26 protein-coding genes are annotated in these 26,291 nt (G+C 71.6%); 4 read left to right on the plus strand and 22 right to left on the minus strand.

Annotated features, from left to right (window positions below):
* Positions 1 to 63: 63 nt before the first annotated feature.
* On the minus strand, positions 64 to 594 hold the full coding sequence (locus M1L56_RS15530; protein WP_248599926.1) for a DoxX family membrane protein: 531 nt from the start codon (positions 592 to 594) through the stop codon (positions 64 to 66).
* A 228-nt stretch (positions 595 to 822) separates the two neighbouring features.
* On the opposite strand from M1L56_RS15530, the gene M1L56_RS15535 reads away from it, so the two are divergent.
* Positions 823 to 2,127 carry a glycosyltransferase gene (locus M1L56_RS15535; RefSeq protein ID WP_248599927.1) on the plus strand — a complete coding sequence of 435 codons (1,305 nt, stop codon included), beginning with the start codon at positions 823 to 825 and terminating at the stop codon, positions 2,125 to 2,127.
* On the opposite strand, the gene nusB is transcribed toward M1L56_RS15535, so the two are convergent.
* The 13 genes from nusB to M1L56_RS15600 all read right to left on the minus strand — a co-directional run bounded on the left by nusB (position 2,128) and on the right by M1L56_RS15600 (position 14,638).
* On the minus strand, positions 2,128 to 2,541 hold the full coding sequence (gene nusB, locus M1L56_RS15540; protein ID WP_067947262.1) for a transcription antitermination factor NusB: 414 nt from the start codon (positions 2,539 to 2,541) through the stop codon (positions 2,128 to 2,130).
* Positions 2,541 to 3,104, minus strand: a complete 564-nt coding sequence (efp, locus tag M1L56_RS15545; protein WP_067947260.1) for an elongation factor P — start codon at positions 3,102 to 3,104, stop codon at positions 2,541 to 2,543. Before efp ends, nusB begins: the two co-directional genes overlap by 1 nt.
* Positions 3,105 to 3,181: 77 nt before the next feature.
* Positions 3,182 to 3,619 carry a type II 3-dehydroquinate dehydratase gene (locus M1L56_RS15550; protein WP_067947259.1) on the minus strand — a complete coding sequence of 146 codons (438 nt, stop codon included), beginning with the start codon at positions 3,617 to 3,619 and terminating at the stop codon, positions 3,182 to 3,184.
* Positions 3,620 to 3,659: 40 nt separating this feature from the next.
* On the minus strand, positions 3,660 to 4,748 hold the full coding sequence (aroB, locus tag M1L56_RS15555; protein ID WP_067947257.1) for a 3-dehydroquinate synthase: 1,089 nt from the start codon (positions 4,746 to 4,748) through the stop codon (positions 3,660 to 3,662).
* Positions 4,745 to 5,284 carry a shikimate kinase gene (locus tag M1L56_RS15560; RefSeq protein WP_248599928.1) on the minus strand — a complete coding sequence of 180 codons (540 nt, stop codon included), beginning with the start codon at positions 5,282 to 5,284 and terminating at the stop codon, positions 4,745 to 4,747. The genes aroB and M1L56_RS15560 overlap by 4 nt, the downstream gene beginning before the upstream one ends.
* Positions 5,277 to 6,491 carry a chorismate synthase gene (gene aroC / locus M1L56_RS15565; RefSeq protein ID WP_067947255.1) on the minus strand — a complete coding sequence of 405 codons (1,215 nt, stop codon included), beginning with the start codon at positions 6,489 to 6,491 and terminating at the stop codon, positions 5,277 to 5,279. Before aroC ends, M1L56_RS15560 begins: the two co-directional genes overlap by 8 nt.
* A 24-nt stretch (positions 6,492 to 6,515) precedes the next feature.
* Complete coding sequence (locus M1L56_RS15570; protein ID WP_248599929.1) at positions 6,516 to 7,385, minus strand: shikimate dehydrogenase; 870 nt, start codon at positions 7,383 to 7,385, stop codon at positions 6,516 to 6,518.
* Positions 7,386 to 8,816 carry an endolytic transglycosylase MltG gene (mltG, locus tag M1L56_RS15575; protein WP_248599930.1) on the minus strand — a complete coding sequence of 477 codons (1,431 nt, stop codon included), beginning with the start codon at positions 8,814 to 8,816 and terminating at the stop codon, positions 7,386 to 7,388.
* A gap of 109 nt (positions 8,817 to 8,925) precedes the next feature.
* The gene (ruvX, locus tag M1L56_RS15580) at positions 8,926 to 9,393 is read right to left on the minus strand and encodes a Holliday junction resolvase RuvX (RefSeq protein WP_248599951.1); all 468 of its coding nucleotides are present in this window, start codon (positions 9,391 to 9,393) and stop codon (positions 8,926 to 8,928) included.
* A 2-nt stretch (positions 9,394 to 9,395) separates the two neighbouring features.
* Positions 9,396 to 12,053 carry an alanine--tRNA ligase gene (gene alaS / locus M1L56_RS15585; protein ID WP_248599931.1) on the minus strand — a complete coding sequence of 886 codons (2,658 nt, stop codon included), beginning with the start codon at positions 12,051 to 12,053 and terminating at the stop codon, positions 9,396 to 9,398.
* 70 nt (positions 12,054 to 12,123) lie between these two features.
* On the minus strand, positions 12,124 to 12,312 hold the full coding sequence (locus M1L56_RS15590) for a hypothetical protein (protein ID WP_067947248.1): 189 nt from the start codon (positions 12,310 to 12,312) through the stop codon (positions 12,124 to 12,126).
* Between the two features lie 136 nt (positions 12,313 to 12,448).
* Positions 12,449 to 13,072: a 30S ribosomal protein S4 gene (gene rpsD, locus M1L56_RS15595; protein WP_067947246.1), complete on the minus strand. Its 624-nt coding sequence runs from the start codon at positions 13,070 to 13,072 to the stop codon at positions 12,449 to 12,451.
* 183 nt (positions 13,073 to 13,255) lie between these two features.
* Positions 13,256 to 14,638: a replication-associated recombination protein A gene (locus tag M1L56_RS15600; RefSeq protein WP_248599932.1), complete on the minus strand. Its 1,383-nt coding sequence runs from the start codon at positions 14,636 to 14,638 to the stop codon at positions 13,256 to 13,258.
* 126 nt (positions 14,639 to 14,764) lie between these two features.
* On the opposite strand from M1L56_RS15600, the gene M1L56_RS15605 reads away from it, so the two are divergent.
* The 3 genes from M1L56_RS15605 to M1L56_RS15615 all read left to right on the plus strand — a co-directional run bounded on the left by M1L56_RS15605 (position 14,765) and on the right by M1L56_RS15615 (position 17,555).
* The gene (locus tag M1L56_RS15605; RefSeq protein WP_248599933.1) at positions 14,765 to 15,532 is read left to right on the plus strand and encodes a peptidylprolyl isomerase; all 768 of its coding nucleotides are present in this window, start codon (positions 14,765 to 14,767) and stop codon (positions 15,530 to 15,532) included.
* Between the two features lie 135 nt (positions 15,533 to 15,667).
* Complete coding sequence (locus M1L56_RS15610) at positions 15,668 to 16,900, plus strand: DUF349 domain-containing protein (protein ID WP_248599934.1); 1,233 nt, start codon at positions 15,668 to 15,670, stop codon at positions 16,898 to 16,900.
* A gap of 91 nt (positions 16,901 to 16,991) precedes the next feature.
* Positions 16,992 to 17,555, plus strand: coding sequence for a hypothetical protein (locus M1L56_RS15615; protein ID WP_067947242.1), 564 nt, complete (start codon positions 16,992 to 16,994; stop codon positions 17,553 to 17,555).
* Here M1L56_RS15615 and M1L56_RS15620 read toward each other — a convergent pair.
* The 8 genes from M1L56_RS15620 to M1L56_RS15655 form a co-directional block, all read right to left on the minus strand.
* The gene (locus M1L56_RS15620) at positions 17,534 to 19,786 is read right to left on the minus strand and encodes a bifunctional (p)ppGpp synthetase/guanosine-3',5'-bis(diphosphate) 3'-pyrophosphohydrolase (protein ID WP_248599935.1); all 2,253 of its coding nucleotides are present in this window, start codon (positions 19,784 to 19,786) and stop codon (positions 17,534 to 17,536) included. The genes M1L56_RS15615 and M1L56_RS15620 overlap by 22 nt on opposite strands.
* A 73-nt stretch (positions 19,787 to 19,859) precedes the next feature.
* Entirely contained in the window at positions 19,860 to 20,876 is a 1,017-nt protein-coding gene (gene secF / locus M1L56_RS15625) for a protein translocase subunit SecF (protein ID WP_248599936.1), read from the minus strand.
* A complete protein-coding gene (secD, locus tag M1L56_RS15630) occupies positions 20,876 to 22,618 on the minus strand; it encodes a protein translocase subunit SecD (protein ID WP_067947236.1) in 1,743 nt (580 codons plus the stop codon). Before secD ends, secF begins: the two co-directional genes overlap by 1 nt.
* A gap of 66 nt (positions 22,619 to 22,684) precedes the next feature.
* A complete protein-coding gene (gene yajC / locus M1L56_RS15635; RefSeq protein WP_248599937.1) occupies positions 22,685 to 23,065 on the minus strand; it encodes a preprotein translocase subunit YajC in 381 nt (126 codons plus the stop codon).
* 67 nt (positions 23,066 to 23,132) lie between these two features.
* Positions 23,133 to 24,176, minus strand: a complete 1,044-nt coding sequence (gene ruvB / locus M1L56_RS15640; RefSeq protein ID WP_067947232.1) for a Holliday junction branch migration DNA helicase RuvB — start codon at positions 24,174 to 24,176, stop codon at positions 23,133 to 23,135.
* The gene (gene ruvA, locus M1L56_RS15645; RefSeq protein WP_067947230.1) at positions 24,173 to 24,793 is read right to left on the minus strand and encodes a Holliday junction branch migration protein RuvA; all 621 of its coding nucleotides are present in this window, start codon (positions 24,791 to 24,793) and stop codon (positions 24,173 to 24,175) included. The genes ruvB and ruvA overlap by 4 nt, the downstream gene beginning before the upstream one ends.
* A complete protein-coding gene (ruvC, locus tag M1L56_RS15650; protein ID WP_067947410.1) occupies positions 24,790 to 25,404 on the minus strand; it encodes a crossover junction endodeoxyribonuclease RuvC in 615 nt (204 codons plus the stop codon). Before ruvC ends, ruvA begins: the two co-directional genes overlap by 4 nt.
* A 5-nt stretch (positions 25,405 to 25,409) precedes the next feature.
* Positions 25,410 to 26,171, minus strand: coding sequence for a YebC/PmpR family DNA-binding transcriptional regulator (locus tag M1L56_RS15655; protein ID WP_067947228.1), 762 nt, complete (start codon positions 26,169 to 26,171; stop codon positions 25,410 to 25,412).
* Between the last annotated feature and the right edge of the window lie 120 nt (positions 26,172 to 26,291).

Genomic DNA, 26,291 nt, shown 5'->3' on the forward strand with positions numbered 1-26,291 from the left:
CGACCATGCGGACGGGGCGGGACGCGACGCGTCCCACCCCGCCTGGCGGCCGGCACCGCCGGCTCACTCGGTCGAGCGCGGACCGCGGAGCACCCGGGAGGCGACGACGAGCGCCGCGGCGACGAGCACCACGTTCTTCGCGATGTACTGGCCGAGCAGCGTCGGACCGGCGGCCGTGACGAGCTCGCTCGTGAAGAACACGATGGGCGAGAAGATCCCGACGAACGCGACGGCGAGCATGACCAGCCCGAAGCGGGCGAAGACGCCCGAGATGAGCGCGACTCCGGCGACGGTCTCGATGACGGCCGTCAGGACCATCGCGAGGTGCCCGCCGACGAGACCGAACGTGAGGACGCCCCACGTGGCCTGGACGAGCGGCTCGACGGGGCTCACCCCCGGGATGAACTTCAGGACGCCGAACGCGACGAACACGGCGCCGAGGGCGACGCGCAGCGCGGGGATGCTCCAGCGCAGCAGGAACGCCTTGAGGGCGGCCTCGGCGGCCGAGGCCCGAGCGAGTACCGGCGCGAGACGGTCGGCCAGGTGGCGGTGCGGGACCGGGTGCAGCCCGGTGTGGGCGGAGAGGGTGGACATGGCGGTGCTCCTTCCAGAGCGATCGTTTCGGTGGCGGCCGCCGCGAACGGGCGACCATTCCAGTGAATCGACGCCCGGACGGCGGTGGATCCGGGCTCGCGCGGGTCTTCGGGGAGGGCTGATCCGGGCCGCCGGACGGGGCACGCCCCGGTGGGTGCTCAGGGCGGACACGGCGTTCCACCCCGTTCGGGGGCCGCCGCACGCCGCCCGGTCGTGGTGCGATCGCACATGGCCGACGTGATGGTTGCGGCGATGCCGTTCCACGGGCACGCGGGTCCGCTCGCCGCCGTCGCCGGCGCGTTCGTGGCGGACGGCCACCGCGTTCGCGCCTACACCGGCGCCGCCTACGAGGCGGCGTTCGCGGCGGTCGGCGCGGACGTGATCCGCTGGCGACCAGCGCGCGATTTCGACGAGCATGACCCGTCCGGGGCGTATCCGGAACTGGCGGGCCGGCGCGGGCCGAGGCAGATGCTCGCCAACGTGGAGCACCTGTTCGTGCGGTCGGGCGCCGGCCAGTGCGCGGACCTGCTCGAAGCGTGGAGGGTGCGCCCGTGGGACGCCGTCGTGGCCGATGCGACCTCGCTCGGTGCCGCCTTCGCCGCCGAACGCACGGGCACTGCATGGGTCTCGGTGAGCACCACCCCGCTGGCGCTGCCGAGTCGGCGGCTTCCGCCGCCCGGGCTCGGGATCGCACCCGCCCGGAACGCTGCCGAGCGACTGCGCGACGCAGCGCTCCGGCGTGCAGGCCGGTTGGCCACCCGCGGCATCCAGCGCGCCTATCGCGACGAGCGGACCCGGGCCGGCCTCGGACCGGGCACGGCCCGGTTCGACGAGGCGACCGCGTCACCGGACCTGGTGTGCGCCGTCGGGGTTCCGGAACTGGAGTATCCGCGCGAGGATCCGACCGGTCGCATCGTGTTCGTGGGCGAGCTCGCGAGTCGTTCCCCGACGCCCGGTGCCTTCCCGGCGCTCCCCGAGTGGTGGTCGGAGGTCGTGCGGTCCGCAGTGCCCGTGGTGCATGTCACCCAGGGCACGCAGAACCTCGGCCCGTCCGACCTGATCGCTCCGACGTTCGCGGCGCTCGGCCGCCAGCCGGTGCTGGTCGTGGCGACCACCGGGCGGCCCGATGACGCGCCGCTGCCCTTCCCGACGCCGCCGAACGCGCGCGTGGCGGGGTTCGTGCCGCACGCGGCCCTCCTCCCGCACGTGGACGTGATGATCACCAACGGCGGATGGGGCGGCGTGCTCGCCGCGCTCGCGCACGGCGTGCCGCTCGTGGTCGCCGGCGGCGACCTCGACAAGCCGGAAGCGGCGGCGCGCGTCGCCTGGGCGGGCGCCGGGATCGACCTGCGCACGGGACGACCGCGACCACGTGCCATCCTCGACGCGTGGCGCCGCGTGTCCCGGGACGCCGCGATTCGTGGCCGGTCGCGTGAGCTCGCCGCGCGGTTCGCCGAGCACGACGGCCCGGCGGAGGTGGTCGCGCACACGCTCGCACTCGTCGAGCGCGTGCGCGCACGCGACCGCGGGTGATCAGCCCTTCGAGTGGGAGATCGCCGCGAGCAGGCCGTTGACGAAGCCCGCGGAGTCGTCGGTCGAGAGCACCGTCGCGGCCTCGACCGCCTCGGAGATGGCCACCGCGTCGGGGACCTCGTCGTTGTAGAGGATCTCCCACACGCCGATGCGCAGCAGCGCCCGGTCGACGGCCGGCATGCGCTCGAGGGTCCAGCCCCGCGAGTTCGTCGTGATGACCTCGTCGATCTCGTCGCGGTGGTCGACGACGCCGTCGACGATCTCGCGCGCGTACAGCCAGGAGGCCTGACGCTCCGGTTCGTTCACCGCGCGCTCCGCCTCGGCGGCGAGCAACTGCTCGACCGGCACCTGGCGCATGTCGGCGGCGTAGAGCAGGTCGAGGGCGCGCTTGCGCGCCTTCGTACGGGCGCTCACTAGTCGTTCACGCGGCCGAGGTAGTCGCCCGAGCGGGTGTCGACCTTGACCTTGGTGCCGGTCTCGAGGAACAGCGGCACCTGGATCTCGTAGCCGGTCTCGACGGTGGCGGGCTTGGTGCCGCCGGTGGAGCGGTCGCCCTGCAGGCCTGGCTCGGTGTACGTGATCTCGAGCACGACGGACGCGGGCAGCTCGATGTAGAGCGGGTTGCCGTTGTTCAGCGCGATGGTCACGGCCTGGTTCTCGAGCATGAAGTTCTTGGCGTCGCCGACGACCGTGGCGGGGACCGTCAGCTGGTCGTAGTCGGTCTGGTCCATGAACACGAAGCCGTCGCCGTCGCTGTAGAGGTACGTGAAGTCGCGACGGTCGACGTTCTCGATGTCGACCTTGGCGCCGGCGTTGTAGGTCTTGTCGACGACCTTGCCGGTGACGACGTTCTTCAGCTTGGTGCGCACGAACGCACCGCCCTTGCCGGGCTTGACGTGCTGGAACTCGACGACGCTCCAGAGCTGGCCGTCGATGTTGAGGACGACGCCGTTCTTGATGTCAGCGGTGCTTGCCATGGGTGATCCGTTCGGTGGAGGACGGGGAAGTCGAAGGCGCACGACGCGGCGTGCGACCGATCGAGTCTAGTCGAGAGCTACGGATGCCGCAGGAGCCAGTCGATCGCGAGGCGGTACGACTCGGCACCGAAGCCCGCGATGACGCCCGTCGCGACCCCGGAGATGACGCTCGTGTGCCGGAACGCCTCGCGCGCGTGCGGATTCGACAGGTGCACCTCGACGAGCGGCACCCCGGCGGTCTTCAGCTGGGCCGCGGCATCCCGCAGCGCGTAGCTGTAGTGCGTGAACGCGGCCGGGTTCAGCACGACCGGCGTGCGACGGTCGACGGCCTCGTGGATCCAGCGAACCAGCTCGGCCTCGTCGTCGGTCTGGCGCAGGTCGATCTCGACGCCCTCGGGCACGGATGCCGCGAGCCGGTCGCCGATGTCGGCGAGCGTCTCAGCGCCGTACACCTCGGGCTCGCGCGAGCCGAGTCGGCCGAGGTTCGGCCCGTTGAGCACGAGGATCGTCGTCATGCTCGAAGCCTAGCGGCGCGGCATCCGTCGCCCCGGTCGCTCAGGACGCGATCTCCTGGTAGGCGGCGAACAGCAGCGACTGGTCGGGCGCGAGCATGACCGTGGGCTTGGCGAGGTCGTCGAGCACGATGAACCGGAGCTGGCCGGCCCGCGCCTTCTTGTCGCGCTGCATCGTGGCGAGGAGGGTGTTCCAGCGGCCGGCCGGGTACGAGGTGGGCAGGCTCAGCAGGTCGAGCACGCGCTTGTGCCGGTCGGCGACCTCGTCCGACAGACGCCCGGAGAGGCGGCCGAGCTCGGCGGCGAACGCGAGGCCCACCGCCACGGCGGCGCCGTGGCGCCACTGGTACCGCTCGGCGTGCTCGACCGCGTGGCCGAGGGTGTGGCCGTAGTTCAGGATCTCGCGGAGCCCTGCTTCCCGGAAGTCCTCGGAGACGACCTCGGCCTTCATGCGGATCGCGAGCTCCACCACCCGGCGGAACTCCGGCGTCGTCGGGTCCGTCGCGGCATCCGGGTCGGCCTCGATGACGTCGAGGATCTCGGGGTAGCGGATGAACCCGGCCTTCACCACCTCGGCGAAGCCCGCGAGGATCTCGTTGCGCGGCAGGGTGTCGAGCAGTTCGAGGTCGCAGAGCACCGCCGCCGGGGCGTGGAAGACGCCGACGAGGTTCTTGCCCTCGTTGGTGTTGATGCCGGTCTTGCCGCCGATCGCCGCATCGACCATGCCGAGGACCGTCGTGGGCAGCTGCACGATCCGGACGCCGCGGAGCCACGTCGCCGCGACGAAGCCCGCGAGGTCGGTGATCGCTCCTCCGCCGAACCCGACGATCACGTCGGTGCGGGTGAAGTCGGCCTGACCGAGGATCTGCCAGCAGAACGCCGCGACCTCGACGCGCTTGGCCTGTTCGGCGTCGGGCACCTCGGCGAGCAGCACCTCGTAGCGACCGGCGAGCGACTCGCGCAGCGCTGCGGCACGCGCACCGAGCGTCGGCGGGTGCACGATCAGCACCTTGGCCGCGGCCGAGCCGATCGCGTCGCCCACGCCGGCCAGCAGGTCGCGGCCGATCACGACGTCGTACCCGGCGTCGCCCTCACCGCCCACTCGGATGGTGGTCGCTCCGGTCTCGCTCATGCACGTGCCCCTGCCCACTCGGTGATGCGGTCGACGATCCGCGCGACCGAGCGACGCGAGGTGTCGATGGTGAGTCCCGCGACCTGCTCGTACAGCGGGCGCCGCTCGTCGCGGATGCGGATCCAGCGGTCGAGTCCGCCGTCGGCCAGGAGCGGTCGGGTGCCTCCCGAGAGCCGTGGTGCGACGGCCTCGGCCGACACCTGGAGCCAGACGACCGGCAGGCTCGCGAGGTCGTCGCGCGTGTCGGCGTCGAGCACGGCGCCGCCGCCGAGGGAGACGATCGCCTCCTCGCGGAGCGCCTCCGCCACGACCTCGCGCTCGATGATGCGGAAGTACTCCTCGCCCTCGCGGGCGAAGATCTCGTCGATGGGTCCGTAGCGCTCGACGATCCGCTGGTCGGTGTCGACGAACGGCGCACCGACGGATGCCGCGAGCCGGGCGCCCACGCGCGACTTGCCGGCGCCCATGGGCCCGACGAGCACGATCGGCAGCGGCACGACCCGCGGCGCGCCGGTGCCCGGCGTCGACTCAGGCACGGACCGCATCGGACGCCGCCACCTGGCTCGCGAGCGAGTCCGGGATCGCGGCGAGGTACGCCTCGAGGTTGCGGCGGGTCTCGGCGACCGAGTCGCCGCCGAACTTCTCGAGCACGGCGTCGGCGAGCGTCAGCGCGACCATGGCCTCGGCGACCACGCCGGCCGCGGGGACCGCGCAGACATCCGACCGCTGGTGGTGTGCCGGCGCCGGCTCGCCCGTCGCCACGTCGACCGTGGGAAGGGCGTGCGGCACGGTGGCGATGGGCTTCATGCCGGCGCTCACGCGCAGGACGGTGCCCGTCGACATGCCGCCCTCGGTGCCTCCGGCGCGGTCGCTCGCGCGGACGATCCGCCCGTCGGCGAGGTGCAGTTCGTCGTGCGCGGCGGAACCGCGACGCGTCGTGGTGAGGAAGCCGTCGCCGACCTCCACGCCCTTGATCGCCTGGATGCCCATGAGGGCGGCCGCGAGCCGCGCGTCGAGGCGGCGATCCCAGTGCACGTGCGAGCCGAGGCCCGGCGGCAGGCCGTAGGCCAGCACCTCGACCACGCCGCCGAGGGTGTCGCCGTCCTTGTGCGCGGCATCCACCTCGGCGACCATGCGTTCGCTCGTCGCCGGGTCGAAGCAGCGCAGCGGGTCGGCGTCGAGCGCGTCGACGTCGGACGGCATCGGCAGCGCGCTGCCCTCGGGCACGCGGACGGGCCCGATCGCGACGGTGTGCGACACTAGTCGGATCCCGAGTTCCGCGAGGAACGCGCGCGCGACGGCGCCGAGCGCGACGCGGGCCGCGGTCTCGCGGGCGCTCGCGCGCTCGAGCACCGGGCGGGCCTCGTCGAAGCCGTACTTCTGCATGCCCACCAGGTCGGCGTGACCGGGACGCGGACGGGTCAGCGGCGCGCCGCGGCCCTTGCCGAGCGTCGCGGGGTCGACCGGTTCGGCGCTCATGACCTGCTGCCACTTCGGCCACTCGGTGTTGCCGATGCGCAGCGCGACGGGGCTGCCGAGCGTGAGCCCGTGCCGGACGCCGCCGGAGATCGCGAGCTCGTCCTGTTCGAACTTCATGCGGGCGCCACGACCGTAGCCGAGCTTGCGGCGCGCCAGGTCGGCGCGGATGTCGTCGAGGGTGACGGGGATGCCGGCGGGGAGTCCTTCGAGGATCGCGACCAGCTCGGGGCCGTGCGATTCACCCGCGGTGAGCCAACGGAGCATGCCCACCATCCTCCCACAGCCCGATCAGGCGGCCTGCCGCATGACGTCGAGCACGGCCGCCTCGTCGGGGAGCTCGGCGAGCGGATCGCCCGTGAGGAAGACCCGCACCTGGAGCAGGGCCTGGTGGATGAGCATGCCGAGTCCGTGGGCGACGGCGCCGCCGCGCTCGGTCCACGCCGCCGCGAGCGCCGTCGGCCACGGCGCGTAGGCGACGTCGAGGAGCGGGGCCGCGGCGAGGTCGTCCGACGGCGCGACGCCGAGGTCGGTCCCGCCCGGGACGGTGCTGATCACGAGGTCGGCTTCGGCGCGGGAAGCGAGGTGGTCGAGCCGCCGCACGTCGACGACGAGGCCGAGCGCGTGGCCGAGGTCGACGACGGATGCCGCCCGGCCGGCGTCGCGCACGCACACGTCGACGCTCACGGCGCCGAGCTCGGCCATCGCCACGAGGGCCGATGCGGCCGTGGCTCCCCCGCCGACGAGCACGCCGTGTCGGATGGCGTGGACGCCGGCGTCGCCGAGCGCGCGCACGATCCCGCCGATGTCGGTGTTGAAGCCGAGCCGCCGGCCGTCGGGCGAGAGGAGCAGCGTGTTGACCGCGCCGGCCCGCTCGGCGAGGCGCTCCACCTCGTCGGCGAGGGCGAGGGCCTCGCCCTTCAGGGGCATCGTCAGCGACAGCCCGCGCCATTCCGGACCGAGACCGTCCACGAACCGTGCGAGGCCGCCTTCGCCCACCTCGATTCGGTCGTAGGTCCAGTGGAGCCCGAGCCGCTCGTAGGCGGCGCGATGGAGGGCCGGGCTCTTCGAGTGCGCGATGGGCGAGCCCAGCACCGCGAGGCGGCGCCGGACGTCACCGGCGCCGGCGCCGGGCGCCGGCGTCGCGGCATCCGTCGGCATCTAGCCGTTCTCCTCGAGGTACTGGTAGAACCGCTGCACCGCCTGCTCGTGCTCGGCGAACGTCGCGGAGAAGACGGTCTCGCCGGTCTCGAGGTTCACGGTCACGAAGTACAGCCACGGCCCCGGCTCGGGGTTCTGGGCGGCGTCGATGGCGACGTCGCCCGGGTTGCCGATCGGCCCCGGGGGCAGCCCCGGGTGCACGTAGGTGTTGTACGGGTTCGACGCGTCGGCGCGCTCCGCGTCGGTCGTGGTGACGACCGAGTCGTCACCCGTGCCGTAGTGCACGGTGGAGTCGAACTGCAGCAGTCCGCTGTCGAACTGGGCCGGATCGAGGCGGTTCTGGATGACGCGCGACACCTTGTAGGAGTCGGCCTCCGAGCCGGACTCGCGCTCGATGAGCGAGGCGATGACGATGGTCTCCCAACGGTCCTCCGGGGCCACGCCGGCGGCGTCGAGCGACTGGAAGGTCCGGTCGACCAGGGTCTGGATCAGCTGCTCGGCCGTGACGTCGGGCCCGAAGGTGTAGGTGGCCGGGAAGAGGAAGCCCTCCACGGACTTCGCCTCGGCGGGCAGCCCGAGCGCCTGGGGGTCGGCCGCGGCGGCCTGCAACTCCTCGAGCGGGATGCCCGTGGCCGCCGATGCCGCCTCGAGGGCGTCGCGCGCCCAGAGGCCCTCCTGGATGACGAAGGTGTTCTCCATCTTCGACGCGGGGTCGAGCAGGGCGTCGAGCGCGGCTTCGGCGCTCATCTGGTTCGCCATCCGGTACGCGCCCGGGTAGAACGTCGGCGCGGCATCGCGTGCGCTCATCTCGTCGATGAACGCCTCGGCGGAGGCCACGATGTCCTGTTCGGCGAGGTTCGCGGCGATGGTCTCGCCGCCGTCGCCGTCCTCGATCATGAAGACGACCTCGCCCGAGCCGGACCCGCTGTAGTCCTCCGGTGGCTGGAAGCGGTCGAGCACCGAGTTGATCGGCCCCTGCAGGAAGAACACCGCGGCGACCACGAGGCCGGCGAGCACCAGGAACGCCACGAGGCATCCGAGCGCGCCGCGACCGCGCCGGCGCTGCTCGACCTCGTGCTCGTCGAGGTCGAGGTCGGCGAGGGCGCGCCGGTCCGCTCGGGAGGAGCGCGGCGCCGGGTCGTCGTCCCAGGGGTTCAGGAGGTCGGGTTCCGGACGCGTCGGCACCGGTTCCCGCGGGACGCGGGAGTCGGGCTCTGCGGAGGAGACCATGCGCTCGCGGGGCTCGCGGCCGTCCGGCACGGGCGCCCGCTCGAACTCGTGCTCGGCGGTCCGCCGCTGCCCGGCCTCGGCGGCTCGCCGCTGCTCGGCCTCGCGGAGTTCGCGTCGGCTGCGTGGCGGCGGCGCGTCGTCCGGCGTGGACGCCGCGGGCGCCGCGGGCTCCGGGCGGCGCTGCGGCGGAGGCTCTGGCACCCCCCTCGGCGGCGTGGGCGGAGCGCTGCCCGACAGGATGGCATCCCAATCGGAGGGAGGCTGCTGGTCGGAGCCGCGTCGTTGCTCTGGGGGGCGCTGGGTCACGGGGTCAGAGCCCTTCGTCGGCGGAGATCGTTCGTCCGGGAGCGGTGCCGGATGCCCGCTCGGCATCGATGGCGTGTTGCAGAATGATAACGGCTGCCGCTTGGTCGATGATGGGACGCTGCTTGCGCGACGACTTGCCGGCCGATCGCAGCGCCTGCTGTGCGCTCACCGTCGACATCCGCTCGTCGACGAGCCGGACCGCTGCACCGGCTGCCGCGAGCCGCTCGGCGAACGCCACCGCATCGTCGGTCGAGGCCGTCGAGGTGCCCGACAGCGACAGCGGATTGCCGACCACCAGTTCGATCACCTCGTGCTCCGTCGCGAGTTCGAGGATGCGACGGATGTCGTCGTCGCCGTCCGCGTCGCGCGCCACGGTCTCGACGGGGACCGCGAGGATCGCCGACGGGTCGCAGCGGGACACGCCGACGCGCGCCCGGCCCACGTCGATGCCGAGTCGCGCGCCGGGCCGCAACGTCATCGCGTGATCGCCGACCGCGCCGCCTCGAGCGCCGCGGGCACGGCCGAGAGGTCGTTGCCGCCGCCCTGGGCCAGGTCGGGCTTGCCGCCGCCCCCTCCGCCGAGCGCGCCCGCCATCGCCTTCGCGATCGAGCCCGCGTTCGCGCCGGCCTCGCGCGCGGCGGGCGAGGTGGCCGCGATGGCGAGCGGCTTGCCGCCGACCTCGCCGACGAGCGCGACGACGGATGCCGCATCGCCGAGTCGACCGCGCACCGCGGTCGCGAGCGACCGGAGCTCGTCGCCCGAGCCGAGCGCGCCCACGGGCTGGACCACCATGAGCAGGTCGCCGAGTCGCTCGGCCTTGCCCGCGAGGTCGGGCACGCGGTCGTTCAGCGCCTTCGCCTCGAACTGCTGGATGCGCTTCTCGGCGGCCTTCAGGCTCGACACCAGTTCGCCGATCCGGTCGACCAGCTGCTCGGGGCGCGTCTTGAGCGTCGAGGTCAATTCGTTCACCAGGGCGCGCTCGGCCGCGAATCGACGGAACGCGTCCTGTCCGACGAGCGACTCGACGCGACGGTTCGAGGCGCCGACCGACGACTCGCCGATGATGTTGATCATCCCGATCTCGGCGCTCCGCGCGACGTGCGTGCCGGCGCAGAGCTCGCGCGACCACGGACCGCCGATGTCGACGACGCGCACGACGTCGCCGTACTTCTCGCCGAACAGCGCCATCGCGCCGAGCGCCTTGGCCTCATCGATCGGCATCTCACGCGTGACGACCTCGAGGTTGTCGCGCACGGCGTCGTTGGCGATCTCCTCGATCTCGCTGCGCGTGGCGGTCGACAGCGCCTGGTTCCAGCCGTAGTCGAGCCGCAGGTAGCCGGCCTTGTTGAACGAGCCGGACTGATGCGCGTTGGGACCGAGCACCTGCCGGAGCGCGGCGTGCACCAGGTGGGTGCCGGAGTGCGCCTGGGTCGCGCCGCGGCGATAATGCTCGTCGACCACCGTCGTGGCGGGCACGCCGACGCCGACCTCGCCCGAGGTGACCTTGACCGTGTGGCTGATGAGGCCCTTGACCGGTTTCTGCACGTCGAGCACCTCGAGGTCGAACCCGTCGCCGACGATGCGGCCCTGGTCGGGCGCCTGGCCACCGGACTCGGCGTAGAGGGAGGTCTCGGCGAGGATGACCTCGGCGGTCTGGCCCTGGGTGGCCTTCGTGGCGGGCCGCCCGTCGACGAGGATGCCGAGCACGGTCGAGTCGGTCAGGAGGTCGGTGTACCCGGTGAAGACCGTCTCACCGCGAGCCCGCAGGTCGGCGTAGACCGAGAGGTCCGCGAGGACCTTCTTCTTCGACTTCGCGTCCGCCTTCGCGCGCGATCGCTGGTCGGCCATGAGCGAGTCGAAGGCGTGCCGGTCGACCGATAGCCCGGCCTCCTCGGCCATCTCGAGGGTGAGCTCGATCGGGAAGCCGTAGGTGTCGTGCAGGAGGAAGGCGGTGTCGCCCGCGAGCAGGTCGGAGCCCGTGCCCTTGGTCTTCGCCACGGCCTGGTCGAGGATCGACGTGCCGGCGCTCAGGGTGCGAAGGAACGTCTCCTCCTCGCCGAGCGCGAGCTGCTCGATCTGGCGGTAGTTCTCGGCCACCTCGGGGTATGCGGCCTTCATCGCGTCGCGCGACGCCGCGAAGAGGCGCTCGAAGGTCGGTCCTTCGACGCCCAGCAGGCGCATGGCGCGGATGCTGCGACGGAGCAGGCGGCGCAGGATGTACCCGCGGCCCTCGTTCGACGGCGTGACGCCGTCGCTCATGAGCATGAGCGCGGACCGGATGTGGTCGGCGATGACGCGCATGCGCACGTCGTCGTCGTGGTCGGCCCCGTAGCGTCGGCCGGACAGGTCGGCGGCAGCGTCGAGGACCGGGCGCACCTGGTCGATCTCGTACATGTTGTCGACGCCCTGCTTGATGAACGCGACGCGTTCGAGGCCCATGCCGGTGTCGATGTTCTTCTTCGGCAGTTCCTTGACGATCCGGAAATCGGTCTTCGACCGCACGTCGTCGATGAGGTACTGCATGAACACGAGATTCCAGATCTCGACGTACCGGTCGTCGTCGGTCGCGGGGCCGCCGTCGGCGCCGTACTCGGGCCCGCGATCGAAGAAGATCTCGGAACACGGGCCGGCGGGGCCGGGCTGACCCGTGTGCCAGTAGTTCGTGTCCTTGCCGAGGCCCTGGATGCGGTCGTCGGGCAGCCCGGCGACGCGGCGCCAGATCTCGCGCGCCTCGTCGTCGTCCTCGTACACCGTGACCCACAGGTCGGCCGGGTCGAAGCCGTAGCCGCCGTCGGCCTCGGGCGTCGTGAGGAGCTCCCAGGCGTACTGGATCGCTCCCTCCTTGAAGTAGTCGCCGAACGAGAAGTTGCCGTTCATCTGGAAGAACGTGCCGTGGCGCGGCGTCTTCCCGACCTCTTCGATGTCGTTCGTGCGGATGCACTTCTGCACGCTCGTCGCCCGGTCGTAGGGCGCGGGCACCACGCCGGTGAGGTAGGGCACGAAGGGCACCATGCCGGCGACGGTGAACAGCAGCGAGGGGTCGTCGGACACGAGGGAGGCCGACGGCACGACCGTGTGGCCGCGAGCGGCGAAGAAGTCGAGCCAGCGCTGGCGGATCTCGGCAGTCTGCATGGTTCCGTTCTGGATCAGGAGGTGGCGGAGCGGCCCGCACGGCGGGCGAGGGCGTCGTCGCGCCCGAGCGTCAGGACTGCTCGGCGGCGCGGAGCTCGGCCTCTCGGGCGTGGTAGCCCTCGGCGACCGCGCGGCCGAAGGCACGCGCCTTCGCGTCGAGGCCCGCGAAGAACTCCCGGCCCTGCGCGGTGCGGTTGACCTGGTGCGCGACGGCGAAGCCGGTCGCGACGCCGACGGCGAACCACAGGATGCTCTTCACGTCTCACTCCTCGAGAGGTCGGGCGTTGCGGCGTGCGATGCGCACGCGTCCGTCCAGTCTAGGGTGTGCGCGGCACTCCCCGCCGGGACGACGAACGGGGCCGCGGCGAACCGCGACCCCGTTCGGAAACCGCCGACTAGCGGGCGGCGTAGTACTCGACGACGAGCTGCACGTCACAGGTGACGGGCACCTCGACGCGCTTCGGGCGACGCACGAGCTTCGCCTGCAGCTTGTCGAGCTCGACCTCGAGGTAGCCCGGGACCTTGGGGAGCACGTCGACGTGGCCGCCGGCCGCGGCGACCTGGAAGGGCTCGGTGCCCTCGGAGCGCTGCTTGACGCCGATGATCTGGCCCGGCTTCACGCGGAAGGAGGGGCGGTCGACGATGCGGCCGTCGACGGTGATGTGGCGGTGCACCACGAACTGGCGGGCCTGCGAGATGGTGCGGGCGAAGCCGGCGCGGAGCACGAGCGCGTCGAGGCGCATCTCGAGCAGCTCGACCAGGTTCTCACCGGTCAGGCCGTCGGTGCGGCGAGCCTCGTTGAACGCGATGCGGAGCTGCTTCTCGCGGATGCCGTACTGGGCGCGCAGGCGCTGCTTCTCGCGGAGGCGGACCGCGTAGTCGGAGTCCTGCTTGCGCTTGGTGCGGCCGTGCTCACCGGGAGCGTACGGGCGCTTCTCCATGTACTTGGCGGCCTTCGGGGTGAGGGCGACGCCGAGCGCGCGGGAGAGGCGGGTCTTGCTTCGGGACTGGCTGGTCACGATGTCCTTTCGGAGGATTCTCGAACGGTGTGGTTCCGGGCGCGCGAGGCGCCGGAAAGACTTGTCAGAGGGGTTCGCCACGGGCGGACCGGCTACAGGTCGCGCCCTTCGCCGTGGAAACCGCGCAGCCGCACGCGAGAATCTGGCTTCAGGCCAACGGAAATGCTACCACGAACGCCCGGCTCAGCGTTCACCGCGCACGATGCGCCGCAGCTTGCCCAGTCGGGACGACACGTCGCGCTCATTGCCGTGCTCGGTCGGCGTGTAGTACACCGCCCCGCGCAGCGGGTCGGGTAGGTACTGCTGCGGGACGACGCCGATGGGGTCGTCATGCGGGTAGACGTAGCCCTTGCCGTGCCCCAGCCGCTTCGCGCCCGGGTAGTGCGCATCGCGGAGGTGCTTCGGGACCCTGCCGGCCTTGCCCGCGCGCACGTCGGCGATGGCGCGGTCGATGCCCACGTACGCCGCGTTCGACTTCGGCGCCGTCGCGAGGTGGACGACCGCCTGCGCGAGCGGGATGCGCCCCTCCGGCATCCCGATGTACTGCACCGCGTCGGCGGCCGCGACCGCGACCCCGAGGGCCGTCGGATCGGCCATGCCGATGTCCTCCGAGGCCAGGACGATGATGCGTCGCGCGATGAAGCGGGGGTCCTCCCCTGCCTCGATCATGCGCGCGAGGTAGTGCAGGGCCGCGTCGACGTCGCTGCCGCGGACCGACTTGATGAAGGCGCTGATCACGTCGTAGTGCTCGTCGCCGTCGCGGTCGTACCGCAGGAGGGCGCGATCGACCGCGCGGGCGACCGTCTCGGGCGTGATCACGGGAACGGCGGGCTCGTCGCCGTCGACCGACGCGGCACCCGAGCCCCCGGCCCGTTCTGCCTCGGCCTCGGCCGTCGCCGACAGCGATGCGGCCTCGAGCGCCGTCAGGGCGCGCCGTGCGTCGCCGGAGGCGAGCCGGACGATCGCCGCACGCGCCTCGGGCTCGAGCGCGACCCGCCCGGCGAGGCCGCGGGGGTCGGCGACCGCTCGGTCGACGAGCATGCCGAGGTCGTCGTCGTCGAGCGTCTCGAGGGTGAGCAGCAGCGACCGCGACAGGAGCGGCGAGATCACGGAGAACGAGGGGTTCTCGGTCGTCGCGGCGACGAGGATGACCCAGCCGTTCTCGACGCCGGGCAGCAGGGCGTCCTGCTGCGCCTTGGTGAAGCGGTGGATCTCGTCGAGGAAGAGCACGGTCGAGACGCCGTAGAGGTCGCGGTTGGCCCGCGCCTCCTCCATGACCTGGCGGACGTCGCGCACACCGGCGGTCACGGCCGAGAGCTCGACGAACTTGCGCCCCGACGACCGCGCGATCGCCTGCGCGAGCGTCGTCTTGCCCGTGCCGGGCGGCCCCCAGAGGATGACGGAGACCGCGCCGGACTCGCCCGTCCGGTCGGCGGCGAGCGCGACGAGGGGCGAACCGGGCGTGAGCAGGTGGCGCTGACCGGCCACCTCGTCGAGGCTCCGCGGCCGCATGCGCACCGCGAGCGGCGTCGCGCCCGAACGCAGGCCCGCAGCCGTATCCACCATGCCGACCAGCGTAGCCGCGGCATCCGACAGCGCTTCCCGGCCACCGCTCGGCGGAGGCCGCGGCGATTGGCACCCCGACGCCGCCGTTGCGTAGAGTTCCGTCGCAGGATCCCGAGAAGGAGCAGCGTGGCAACGAACGACCGTCAGGCGCGCGAGGCGCGCGCGAGACTGCGCACCTACCAGGCACGGCAGGAGGTCCACGCCCGCTCCGTCCGCCGTCGGCGGCGCGACAACGTCATCGCGGGCATCGCCCTCGTCGTCGTGCTGGCGCTCGCCACCGCCGCGCAGCTCCTCTACTTCGACGGCGGCCCCGGCTCGCCCGAGGCCGAGCCCACGGCCACGCCCGCAGCGACCGAGACGCCCCAGCCGGTGCCCTCCGCCGAGCTCGCGGGCGACCGCACGTGGGTGGGCGCGCTCACGCTCAACGACACCATCCTGTCGATCGAGCTCGACGGCGCGGCCGCCCCGCAGGCGGTCTCCAGCACGATCAGCCTCGTGCAGTCCGGCTTCTACGACGGCCTCGGGTGCCATCGACTCACCACCGAGGGCCTGTTCGTGCTGCAGTGCGGCGACCCGAACGGCGACGGCACCGGCGGCCCGGGCTACACGTACGGTCCCATCGAGAACGCGCCCGAGGACGGCGTCTACCCGGCCGGCACCATCGCGATGGCCCGTCAGGCGGGCGACGCCGAGAGCCAGGGGAGCCAGTTCTTCATCGTCTACGAGGACACGACCCTGACCGCGGACGAGGCGGGCGGCTACACGGTCATCGGGCGCGTGACCGACGGCCTGGACGCGCTCCGCAGCGAGATCGTCGACTTCGGCACGGTCGACGAGGCACCGGACGGCCAGCCCGTCCGACCCGTCACCATCACGTCCTTCGACGTGGAGTGACCGACCGGCGAAGCGCCCTCCGCGCCGCCTCGACGCGGGCGCCCGCCACCGGCCGCCGACGATTCTCGGGGTGCAATAGGCTTGATGCCGTCATCCGCCGCGCATGCGGCATCCGACCGACGACAGGGTGAGTCCGTGACCGATTCAGCACAGCAACCGTGGGGCCGCGTCGACGAGACGGGCACCGTCTTCGTGCGGACCAGCGAGGGCGAGCGCGAGGTCGGGCAGTACCCCGACGCCACGCCGGAGGAGGCGCTCGCGTACTTCGAGCGCAAGTACTCCGACCTGGCGGGCGCCGTGGCGCTCCTCGAGCAGCGCGTGCGTCGCGGTGCACCGGCAGCGGATGTCGCCAAGGCCGTGGCCACGCTGCAGGCCAACGTGGCCGATGCGCACGCGGTCGGCGACCTCGAGTCGCTCCAGCGCCGCCTCGAGGCGCTCTCCGGCACGACCCAGGAACTCACGGCCCAGCAGCAGGCGGAGGCGAAGGCCGCGGTCGAGGCGGCGATCGCCGAGCGCACCCGCATCGTCGAGCAGGCTGAGGCGCTGGCCGCGCAGGACCCCGCGAAGACGCAGTGGAAGCAGACGAGCGCCGAACTCGACGCCCTGTTCGCCGCCTGGCAGAAGCACCAGCAGGAGGGCCCGCGCCTGCCCAAGGGCGAGGCCAACGACCTCTGGAAGCGGTTCCGCACCGCGCGCTCGACGATCGAGCAGCACCGCAAGGCGTTCTTCGCCGAGCTCGACGCCGCCCACCGCGACGTGCGCCAGCGCAAGCAGCGGCTCATCGAGCGCGCCGAGGCGCTCGCCCCGCGCGGTGCCGACGGCGTGGCGGAGTACCGCTCGCTGCTCGACGAGTGGAAGCTCGCGGGTCGCGCGGGCAAGAAGGTCGACGACGCCCTGTGGGCGAAGTTCAAGGCCGCCGGCGACGTGCTCTTCCAGGCGAAGGCCGAGATCGACGCGAAGGACGACGAGGAGTACCGCGCGAACCTCGAGCAGAAGCTCGCACTGCTCGACGAGGCCGACGCGTTGCTCACGGCGAAGGACCCGCGTTCCGCCCGCACCACGCTGAACGGCATCCAGCGCCGCTGGGACGAGATCGGTCGCGTTCCGCGCGACCAGGTGCGCACGATCGAGGACCGCCTGCGCAAGGTCGAGAACCACGTCCGAGCGCTCGAGGACGAGCGCTGGCAGCGCGAGGACCCCGAGAAGAAGGCGCGCTCCGAGGGCATGCTCGGTCAGTTGCACGACGCCATCGCCAAGCTCGAGTCGGAGCTCGCCGACGCCGAGGCCGCCGGCGACGCGAAGGCCGCGGCCGAGGCTCGCGAGGCGCTCGAGGCGCGCCGGGCCTGGCTCAAGGCCGTCGGAGGCTGACCACTCCCCCACGCATCGCCTCGGCGCCCGGTTCTCCACAGGGAGGACCGGGCGCCGTCGCGTGGGGCGACGGGTGCGGCACGATGGCGGCATGGCGCGACTCCCCGCGGTGCTGCGCACCGATGACCTCCCCCTCCCCGAGTTGTGCGCGGCGCGTCTCGACGGCGAGCTCATGGCCATCGGGGGTGGCTGGTGCCCGGTCGACGAACCGGACCTGCCCGCCCTGCGCGCCGCCGCGGTCGCCCCCGTCTCGCCGGGCCGGCTCATCGTCGAGCGGCGTTCGGCGGCATGGGTGCACGGTGCCCTGCCCGCGCCGCCCGCCGTCGCGGAGTACTGCATCCCCTACGCCGACCGCGGCTCCTCCTGGATCGACCCGTCGTGCATCGTCCGCGAGGTGGTGATCGAGGCCGCCGAGGTCGTCGAGATCGGCGGCATCCGCTGCACGACGCCGACCCGCACCGGATTCGACCTGCTGCGCGATGCCGAGGCCGACGACGCGGAGGTGGCGTGGGTCGTCGGCGCACTGCTCGAGACGACGCCCGGACTCGACGAGCGACTGCGCACTCGGGTCGCGGCGGCGCACCGACTCCCCCACAAGTCCCGCGCGCTCGCGCGGTTGGAGGCCGCCGTGCGTCAGCCGTCGCTGACGCGATAGACGTCGTAGACGGCGTCGATGCGCCGCACGGCGTTCAGCACCCGGTCGAGATGCGTCGTGTCGCCCATCTCGAACACGAAGCGGCTGATGGCCAGCCGGTCCGTCGACGTCGAGACGTTGGCCGACAGGATGTTGACGTGGTGCTCGGAGAGCACGCGGGTGACATCCGACAGCAGGCCCGCCCGGTCGAGGGCTTCGATCTGGATCTGCACGAGGAAGACGCTCTTCGAGCTCGGTGCCCACTCGACGTCGATCATGCGCTCGGGCTCGCGGAGCAGCGAGTGCACGTTGTGGCACGTCGCCTGGTGGACCGAGACGCCTGAGCCGCGGGTGATGAATCCGACGATCTCGTCGCCGGGGACGGGCGTGCAGCAGCGGGCGAGCTTGACGAGGATGTCGGGCGCGCCCCGGACCAGCACCCCGGAGTCGCTGTTGCGCGGCAGCGAGCGCGACCGCGTGGGCAGCGGGAGGGCGGGCTCCTCGACGTCGTCCTCGTCCTGGACGAGTGCGAGGACCTTCTCGATCACCGATTGCGTGGAGACGTGTCCCTCGCCGACCGCGGCGTAGAGCGCCGAGACGTCTTCATAGCGCAGCTGGGCGGCCACCTCGGCGAAGGAGTCCTGGCTCATCAGCTTCTGCAACGGCAGGTTCTGCTTGCGCATCGCTCGGGCGATCGCGTCGCGACCGTGCTCGATGGCCTCGTCGCGACGTTCCTTGGTGAACCACTGGCGGATCTTGCTCCGGGCGCGCGGGCTCTTGACGAAGTTGAGCCAGTCCTTGCTGGGCCCGGAGTCCGGGTTCTTCGACGTGAAGACCTCGACGACGTCGCCGCTCGTGAGCACGCTCTCGAGCGGGACCAGGCGACCGTTGACCTTCGCACCCATGGTGCGGTGCCCGACCTCGGTGTGCACCGCGTACGCGAAGTCGACGGGCGTCGCGCCCGAGGGAAGCCCGATCACGCGGCCCTTCGGCGTGAAGACGTAGACCTCCTTGGCGCCGATCTCGAAGCGGAGGGAATCGAGGAACTCGCCGGGGTCGGCGGTCTCGGCCTGCCAGTCGGAGATGTGCGCGAGCCACGCCATGTCGGCATCGTCCTGCGGACCGCCCACCTCGGCGCGCCCGCCTGCCATCCGCTCCTTGTACTTCCAGTGCGCCGCCACACCGAATTCAGCGCGCTGGTGCATGTCGTGCGTGCGGATCTGGATCTCGACCGGGCGGCCCTTCGGGCCGATCACGGTGGTGTGGAGCGACTGGTACAGGTTGAACTTCGGGGTCGCGATGTAGTCCTTGAATCGCCCGGGCACCGGGGTCCAGCGCGCGTGGATCGACCCGAGCACCGCATAGCAGTCGCGCACCGAGTTCACGAGGACGCGGATCCCGACGAGGTCGTAGATGTCGTCGAAGTCGCGGCCGCGCACGATCATCTTCTGGTAGATCGAGTAGTACTGCTTCGGACGCCCGACCACCTTGCCGCGGATCCGCGCAGCCTTCAGGTCGTCGGAGACCATGTCAATGACCGACTGGACGTACTCCTCGCGCTGCGGCGTCCGCTGCTTCACGAGGCTCTCGATCTCGGCGTAGAGCTTCGGATAGAGCACCGCGAACGACAGGTCCTCGAGCTCCCACTTGATCGTCTGGATGCCGAGGCGGTGCGCGAGCGGCGCGTAGATCTCGAGCGTCTCGGTCGCCTTGCGCGCGGCCGACTGAGCCGGAACGAATCCCCAGGTGCGGGCGTTGTGCAGCCGGTCCGCGAGCTTGATGATGAGCACGCGGATGTCCTTGGACATCGCCACGATCATCTTGCGGACGGTCTCGGCCTGTGTGGAGTCGCCGTACTTGACCTTGTCGAGCTTGGTCACGCCATCGACGAGCATGGCGATCTCGTCGCCGAAGTCGGCTCGCAGCTGGTCGAGCGTGTACGCCGTGTCCTCGACGGTGTCGTGCAGCAGCGCCGCGGCCACGGCCTTCGATCCGATGCCGAGGTCGGCGAGGATCTGCGCGACGGCGATCGGGTGGGTGATGTACGGCTCGCCGCTCCGACGCTTCTGTCCCTCGTGCGCTCGCTCGGCGACGGTGTAGGCCCGCTCGATGACCGCGAGGTCGGCCTTCGGATGGTGCATGCGCACCGTTCGGATGACCGCATCGACGGCGCCGGAGGGGACGGCCTTCGAGAAGATCCGAGGCACCAGACGGCGCAACGATGCCGTCGAGTTGACTCCGGTCTCAGTCATCGCCGCCGCACCTCCAGACCTCAATTATCACTGCTCGAGAGCGGGGTGCGCGCCACGGGCTCCGAGCGGACGCTCAGGAGGCGGCGACGGCGGTCGACGCACCGGCGATGCCGGCCCGCTCCCGCTCCTTCAGCACGCGCTGGTCGTGGCGCTTGATCGCCGGCTCGCCCTCGCGGAGCTGCGAGTAGAGCGGAGCGGCGACGAAGACCGTCGACCACGTTCCGACGATGATGCCGATCAGCAGGGCGAGCGAGATGTCGCGGAGCGTGTCGGCCCCGAGCGCACCCGCGCCGATGAAGAGGATGGCGGCGACCGGCAGGGCCGCGACCACGCTCGTGTTGATCGAGCGCACCAGGGTCTGGTTCACGGCGAGGTTGACCGACTCGGCGAACGTGCTACGGGACTCCTCGCCCTGTTCGGCGGTGTTCTCGCGGATCTTGTCGAACACCACGATCGTGTCGTACAGCGAGTAGCTGAGGATCGTCAGGATGCCGATCATCGCCGCGGGCGTCACCTCGAAGCCCACGGCCGCGTAGACGCCGGCCGTGAGGATGAGGTCGCCGATGAGCGACAGGATCGCCGCCACGGACATCTTCCACGTTCGGAAGTAGAGCGCCATCACGATGCCCGCGAGCATGAGGAAGGCCAGGAGGCCGAGGATCGCCTGACGGGTCACGTCGGCACCCCAGCTCGCGCCGATGAAGGACGACGTGACCTCGCTGCGGTCGACGCCGTACGCGTCGGCGAGGGCGACGACGAGTTCCTCGGATTCGGTCTTCTCGAGCTGCTCCGTCTGGACGCGCACGCCCGAGTCACCGACGACCGTGATGCGCGCCACGTTGCCGGGGGCGACCTGCTCGACCGCCTGGGCGGCCGGGTCCTGCGTCGCCTCGGCGACGCCGGTGATCTGGAACTGCGAGCCTCCGCGGAACTCGATGCCGAAGTTGAAGCCGCGGACGACCATCACGAGCGCCGACAGGATCAGCAGCACGGCGGCGATCGTGTACCACTTGCGACGCCCGCCGATGAAGTTGAACGAGCGCTTGCCCGTGTAGAGGTCGTTGCCGAAGGTGGTGAGGCGGTTGGCCATCAGGACTCCTTGCTCTCGCCGGCGCCCACGGTGGCGTCGACCTGTGCCGCCTTGCGCTCGGCGATCGTCTGTCGGCGCTGCGCCTCGCGCGAACTCGAAGCGACCTTCGTCGCGGGAACCTGGACGGGCTTCCGGAACTCGGCGCGACCGCGGTAGACCGCGCCCAGCGCCTTCGGGTCGAGGCCCGACCAGGGGTGGCCGCTCGAGAAGAAGCGGGTCTGCGCGAGCAGCTGCAGCATCGGGTGGGTGAAGAGGATCACGACGATCACGTCGATCACGGTCGTGAGACCGAGGGTGAAGGCGAAGCCGCGCACGCTGCCGACCGCGAGGATGAACAGCACGATCGCGGCGAGCAGGTTCATGCCCTTCGACGAGAGCACCGTGCGGAGCGCGCGCTTCCATCCGGCCTCGACCGCGCCGACGAGCGGCCGGCCGTCGCGGAGCTCATCGCGCACGCGTTCGAAGTACACGATGAACGAGTCGGCAGTGAAGCCGATCGCGACGATGAGTCCGGCGATGCCCGCGAGCGAGAGCCGGTATCCCTCGCGCCACGACAGGATCGTGATCGTGAGGTAGGTGATCACGCCCGCGATAATGAGCGAGGCGATCGTCACCGTCCCGAGGAGGCGGTACTGGAACAGCGTGTAGATGACGACGAGGACGAGGCCGATGAGGCCGGCGACGAGACCCGCCTGCAGCTGCGACGTGCCCAGCGTGGCGGAGATCGTGTCGGAGGACTGGACCTCGAAGCTGATGGGCAGGGCGCCGAACTTCAGCTGGTCGGCGAGCGCCTTGGACGACTCCTGCGTGAAGCTGCCGGTCACCTGCGGACGGCCGTCGGTGATGACGCCGTTCATCTGGGGGGCGGAGAGCACCGCGCCGTCGAGTACGAACGCGAACTGGTCGCGCGGGGTCTGCCCGTTCAGCGCGAACAGCCGCTGGCTGACCTCGGCGAACTGCTCGGCGCCGCGCTCGTTGAAGACGATGTTCACGGCCCACTGGCCGGTCGTGGCGCCGGTCTGGGTCTGCACCATGCCGTTCGTCGCGTCGACGATGTCCTCGCCGCCGACCTCGACCGGACCGAGGAGGTACTTGATGGTGCGCGTCGCGTCGCAGGTGACGAGCGGCTCGTCGGCGGGGGCGACGTTCGCACCGCTCTCGTCGACGGCGGCGCAGTCGAAGGTGTTGAATTGGTCCTGCAGCGCCGGCGTGACCCAGGCGGGGTCGCTCGCGTCGGTCGGCTCGGCCGTGGGCGTGGACTCGAGCTCCTCCTCGGCGCCATCCTCGGGCTCGGGGCTGGCGCTCGGGTCGATCGACTGGTTGGTCGCCGCGTCGGCGAGCAGAACGGGCCGCAGCTCGAGCTTCGCGGACGACTCGATCCGCGCTCGGGTCTGCTCGTCGAGCTCACCCGGGATCGCGACGACGACGTTCTGGCCGCCCTGCGTGTTGATCTCCGCCTCGGAGACGCCGGACGCGTCGACGCGCTGGCGGATGATCGACACGGCCTGGTCGAGCTGCTCCTGCGAGACCGATTCCCCGTCGGCGACCGACGGCTCGAGGATGATCTGCGTACCGCCCTCGAGGTCGAGCGCGAGCTTCGGCGTCCACGAGCCGTCGCCCCAGATCACGCCTGCGGCATTGATGCCGAAGAGCGCGACGATGAGGACGCCGAGCCAGGTGAGGGAGCGCCAGGCCTTACGGACGGGCGTGGGTCGCGAGGACCGCTTGGATGGTGCAGCCACGTGTTCTGCTTTCTGTGCAGGAGTCCGCGCAGCATCGCGCGGGCCGAGCGTCGGGTTTCGGGTCGCTCAGCCTTCGGACTTCTTGGTGTCGGGGGTGTCGTCGCGAGGCGTCTCGTCGGCGCGCTCGCCGAACTCCGGCTCGGTCTCGATGACGGGCGTCGAGCCGGCGACGGGCGCCTCGACCGCGTCGACGACGCGCGCGATGGTCTGGCGGTGCACGGTGAGCACCGTGCCGGGGCCGGCCTCGAGCTCGACCTTGTTCTCGTCTTCGTCGATGGAGAGGATCGTGCCGAACACCCCGAAGTTCGTCATCACCTGCGCACCCGGCACGACCTTCGACTGGAGGTCGCGCATCTCCTGCTGCCGCTTCCGCGAATTGCGGAACATGAAGAAGATCAGGACCGCCAGGACGGCGAGCATGATGATGGTGAACGGATCGAAGACCATGGGGTGGGAACCTTCCGGAGTGCGCGGTGCGCACAGTCAAGGGCGGGGAGGCTGGAGCCTCCAAGGATTATAGGTCATCGATCGGGAGCGTCGCGGCGGCGTCCTCGCCCTCGCGGACGAGTCCGAAGTGCCGCCAGGCCTGGGGCGTCGCCACCCGGCCGCGAGGAGTCCGCGTGATCAGGCCGATCCGGACGAGGAACGGCTCGACGACCGCTTCGATGGTCTCGGCCTCCTCGCCCACCGAGACCGCAAGGGTGTTGAGGCCGACCGGCCCACCGCCGAATCGAGTGAGGATCGTCATCATTACGGCGCGATCGAGACGGTCGAGCCCGAGCGGGTCGACGTCGTAGAGCTCGAGGGCGGCCCGGACCGCGTCCACGTCGGCGTGACCTCCGTGCACGAGCGCGTAGTCGCGCACCCGGCGCAGCAGCCGGTTCGCGATGCGGGGCGTGCCGCGGCACCGTCCGGCGATCTCGGCGACGGCCTCGGCGCCGATGGGCAGGCCGAGCATGGTCGCCGCGCGGGCGAGCACCTGCTCGAGCTCGGCCTCGTCGTAGAACTCGAGGTGCGCCGTGAACCCGAAGCGATCGCGGAGCGGATTCGGCAGCAGCCCCGCTCGCGTGGTCGCGCCGACGAGCGTGAACGGGGCGAGGTCGAGCGGGACCGAGGTCGCGCCGGCGCCCTTGCCCACCATGATGTCGATGCGGAAGTCCTCCATCGCGAGGTAGAGCATCTCTTCGGCCGACCGTGCCATGCGGTGGATCTCGTCGATGAACAGCACCTCGCCCGGCACGAGGGACGACAGGATCGCCGCCAGGTCGCCGGCGTGCTGGATCGCCGGCCCGCTCGACATCCGGAGCGGCCGGCCTCCCTCGTGGGCGACGATCATCGCGAGGGTGGTCTTGCCGAGGCCCGGGGGCCCGGCGAGCAGGATGTGGTCTGGCGTGCGCTGCTGCATGGCCGCCGCGGAGAGCAGCAGCTGCAACTGTCCGCGCACGCGGGTCTGCCCGACGAACTCCTCGAGGCTGCGCGGGCGGAGCGCGCCCTCGAAGGCGAGCTCGGCCTCGGACGCGAGCTCGGGGTCGGTCAGGTCGAGGTCGGCGTCGCTCATCGGGCCCTCGCGGCCTGCTGTGCCGGCCCGAGCCTGGCCAGGGTGAGTCGGAGCAGCGCGGGCACGGATGCCGCCTCGGCGGGGTCGGCCGCCTCGAGCGTCTCGGCGATCGCCTCGCCCGCGAGCTTCTCGGACCAGCCGAGCCCGGTGAGCGCCGCGAGCACGTCGTCGGCCACGCCCCCGGATGCCACCGGGGCGCCGGCTGCCCCCGCGGTCGGAACCGCGACCTTGCCCGCCAGCGAGACGGTGATGAGCTTCGCCGTCTTCGGCCCGATCCCGCTGACCCGCCGGAAGGCGGCGTCGTCGTCGTCGTGCACCGCCCGCGCGACCTCGGCGGGCGACATCGCCGAGAGCACCCCGAGCGCCGACTTCGGCCCGACGCCGGTCACCCCGATGAGGAGCTCGAAGACGTCGAGCTCGTCGCGCGAGGCGAAGCCGAAGAGCGTCATCGCGTCTTCGCGCACGATGAGCGCGGTGTGCACGAACACCTCGTGACCCTCGCGACTCGAGAGCACGAAGGCGGGCGTCGCGTTCACGAGGTAGCCGACGCCGGACACGTCGATCACGAGGGTTCCGCCTGAGGCGGAGGCGACGCGGCCGCGGAGGGAGGAGATCACTCCTTCAGCCTACGGGCGGCTCCCGACACCGACGCGGCACGCTCCGCGGCGAGCCACGCCCGCTGCGCGGGAGTGAGCCCGCCGGCGGGTGCCGCGCCTCGTCCGGCGGCCGCGTCGGCGACCGCCGCCCCGGCGACGCCGCCGGTGCGCCAGGCGTGGCAGATCGCGAGGGCGAGCGCGTCCGCGGCATCCGCCGGCTTGGGGACCGCGTCGAGACCGAGGATGCGCGCGACCATCGCCCCGACCTGCTTCTTGTCGGCGCGACCGTAGCCGGTGATGGCGGCCTTGACCTCGCTCGGCGTGTGGAGCGCCACCGGGAGCGCCCGCCGCTCGGCGATCAGCATGGCCACACCGGAGATCTGCGCGGTGCCCATGATCGTCGACACGTCGCTGCGCGCGAACACGCGCTCGAGCGCCACCGCATGCGGCCGGTGCTCCTCGACGATCGCCTCGAGGCCGTCGGCGATGCGCGCGAGCCGTCCCGGCGTCGCGAGGTCGGCGGGCGAGCGCAGCACGACCACGTCGACCAGGACCGCGGAACGGTCGGGCGCCACGTCGACGACGCCCACGCCGCAGCGGGTCAGCCCGGGGTCGATGCCGAGCACCCGCATCGCGGCTACTCCGACTCGTTCTCGAGCTCCGCCTGCACCTCGGGCGTGAGGTCGAAGTTGCTGTACACGTTCTGCACGTCGTCGCTGTCCTCGAGCGCGTCGATCAGCCGGAAGACCTTCTTCGCCGTCTCGGCGTCGATCTCGACCTTCAGGTTCGGCACGAACTCGATGTCGGCCGACTCGTAGTCGAGCCCGGCCTCCTGGAGCGCCTTGCGGACCTCGACCATGTCGGAGGGGTCGGTGACGACCTCGAAGCCCTGCGCGTGCGGCTCGACCTCCTCGGCGCCGGCCTCGAGGGCGGCCATCATGACGTCATCCTCGGTCGTGCCCTCGCCGCTGACGACGATGACCCCCTTGCGGGTGAAGTTGTACGCGACCGAGCCCGGGTCGGCGAGCGTCCCGCCGTTCCGGCTGAGCCCCGTGCGGACCTCGGCGGCGGCGCGGTTCTTGTTGTCGGTGAGCACCTCGATCATCATCGCGACGCCGTTCGGGCCGTACGCCTCGTACGTGATGTTCTGGTACTCGACCGCCTCGCCGCCGATGCCCGCGCCGCGCTTGATCGCGCGATCGATGTTGTCGTTCGGGACCGAGGTCTTCTTGGCCTTCTGCACGGCGTCGTACAGGGTCGGGTTGCCCGCGAGGTCGGCGCCGCCGAGCTTGGCCGCGACCTCGATGTTCTTGATGAGCTTGGCGAACGACTTCGCGCGGCGCGCGTCGATGACGGCCTTCTTGTGCTTGGTCGTCGCCCACTTGGAATGCCCGGACATGCGTCTCCCGTAACGGTGATCAGTACCCCGTCATTCTAGGCGGTCGCGGGCGCACGCCCCTGAGCGACGCCCTCCGGCGGCCGAGTGCATCACCTCGGCGGATGCCGCGGCCGCCCGCCC

Origin of the sequence: Agromyces sp. C10, from assembly GCF_023217995.1 — a bacterium.
In the GTDB taxonomy this organism is placed as follows: domain Bacteria; phylum Actinomycetota; class Actinomycetes; order Actinomycetales; family Microbacteriaceae; genus Agromyces; species Agromyces indicus.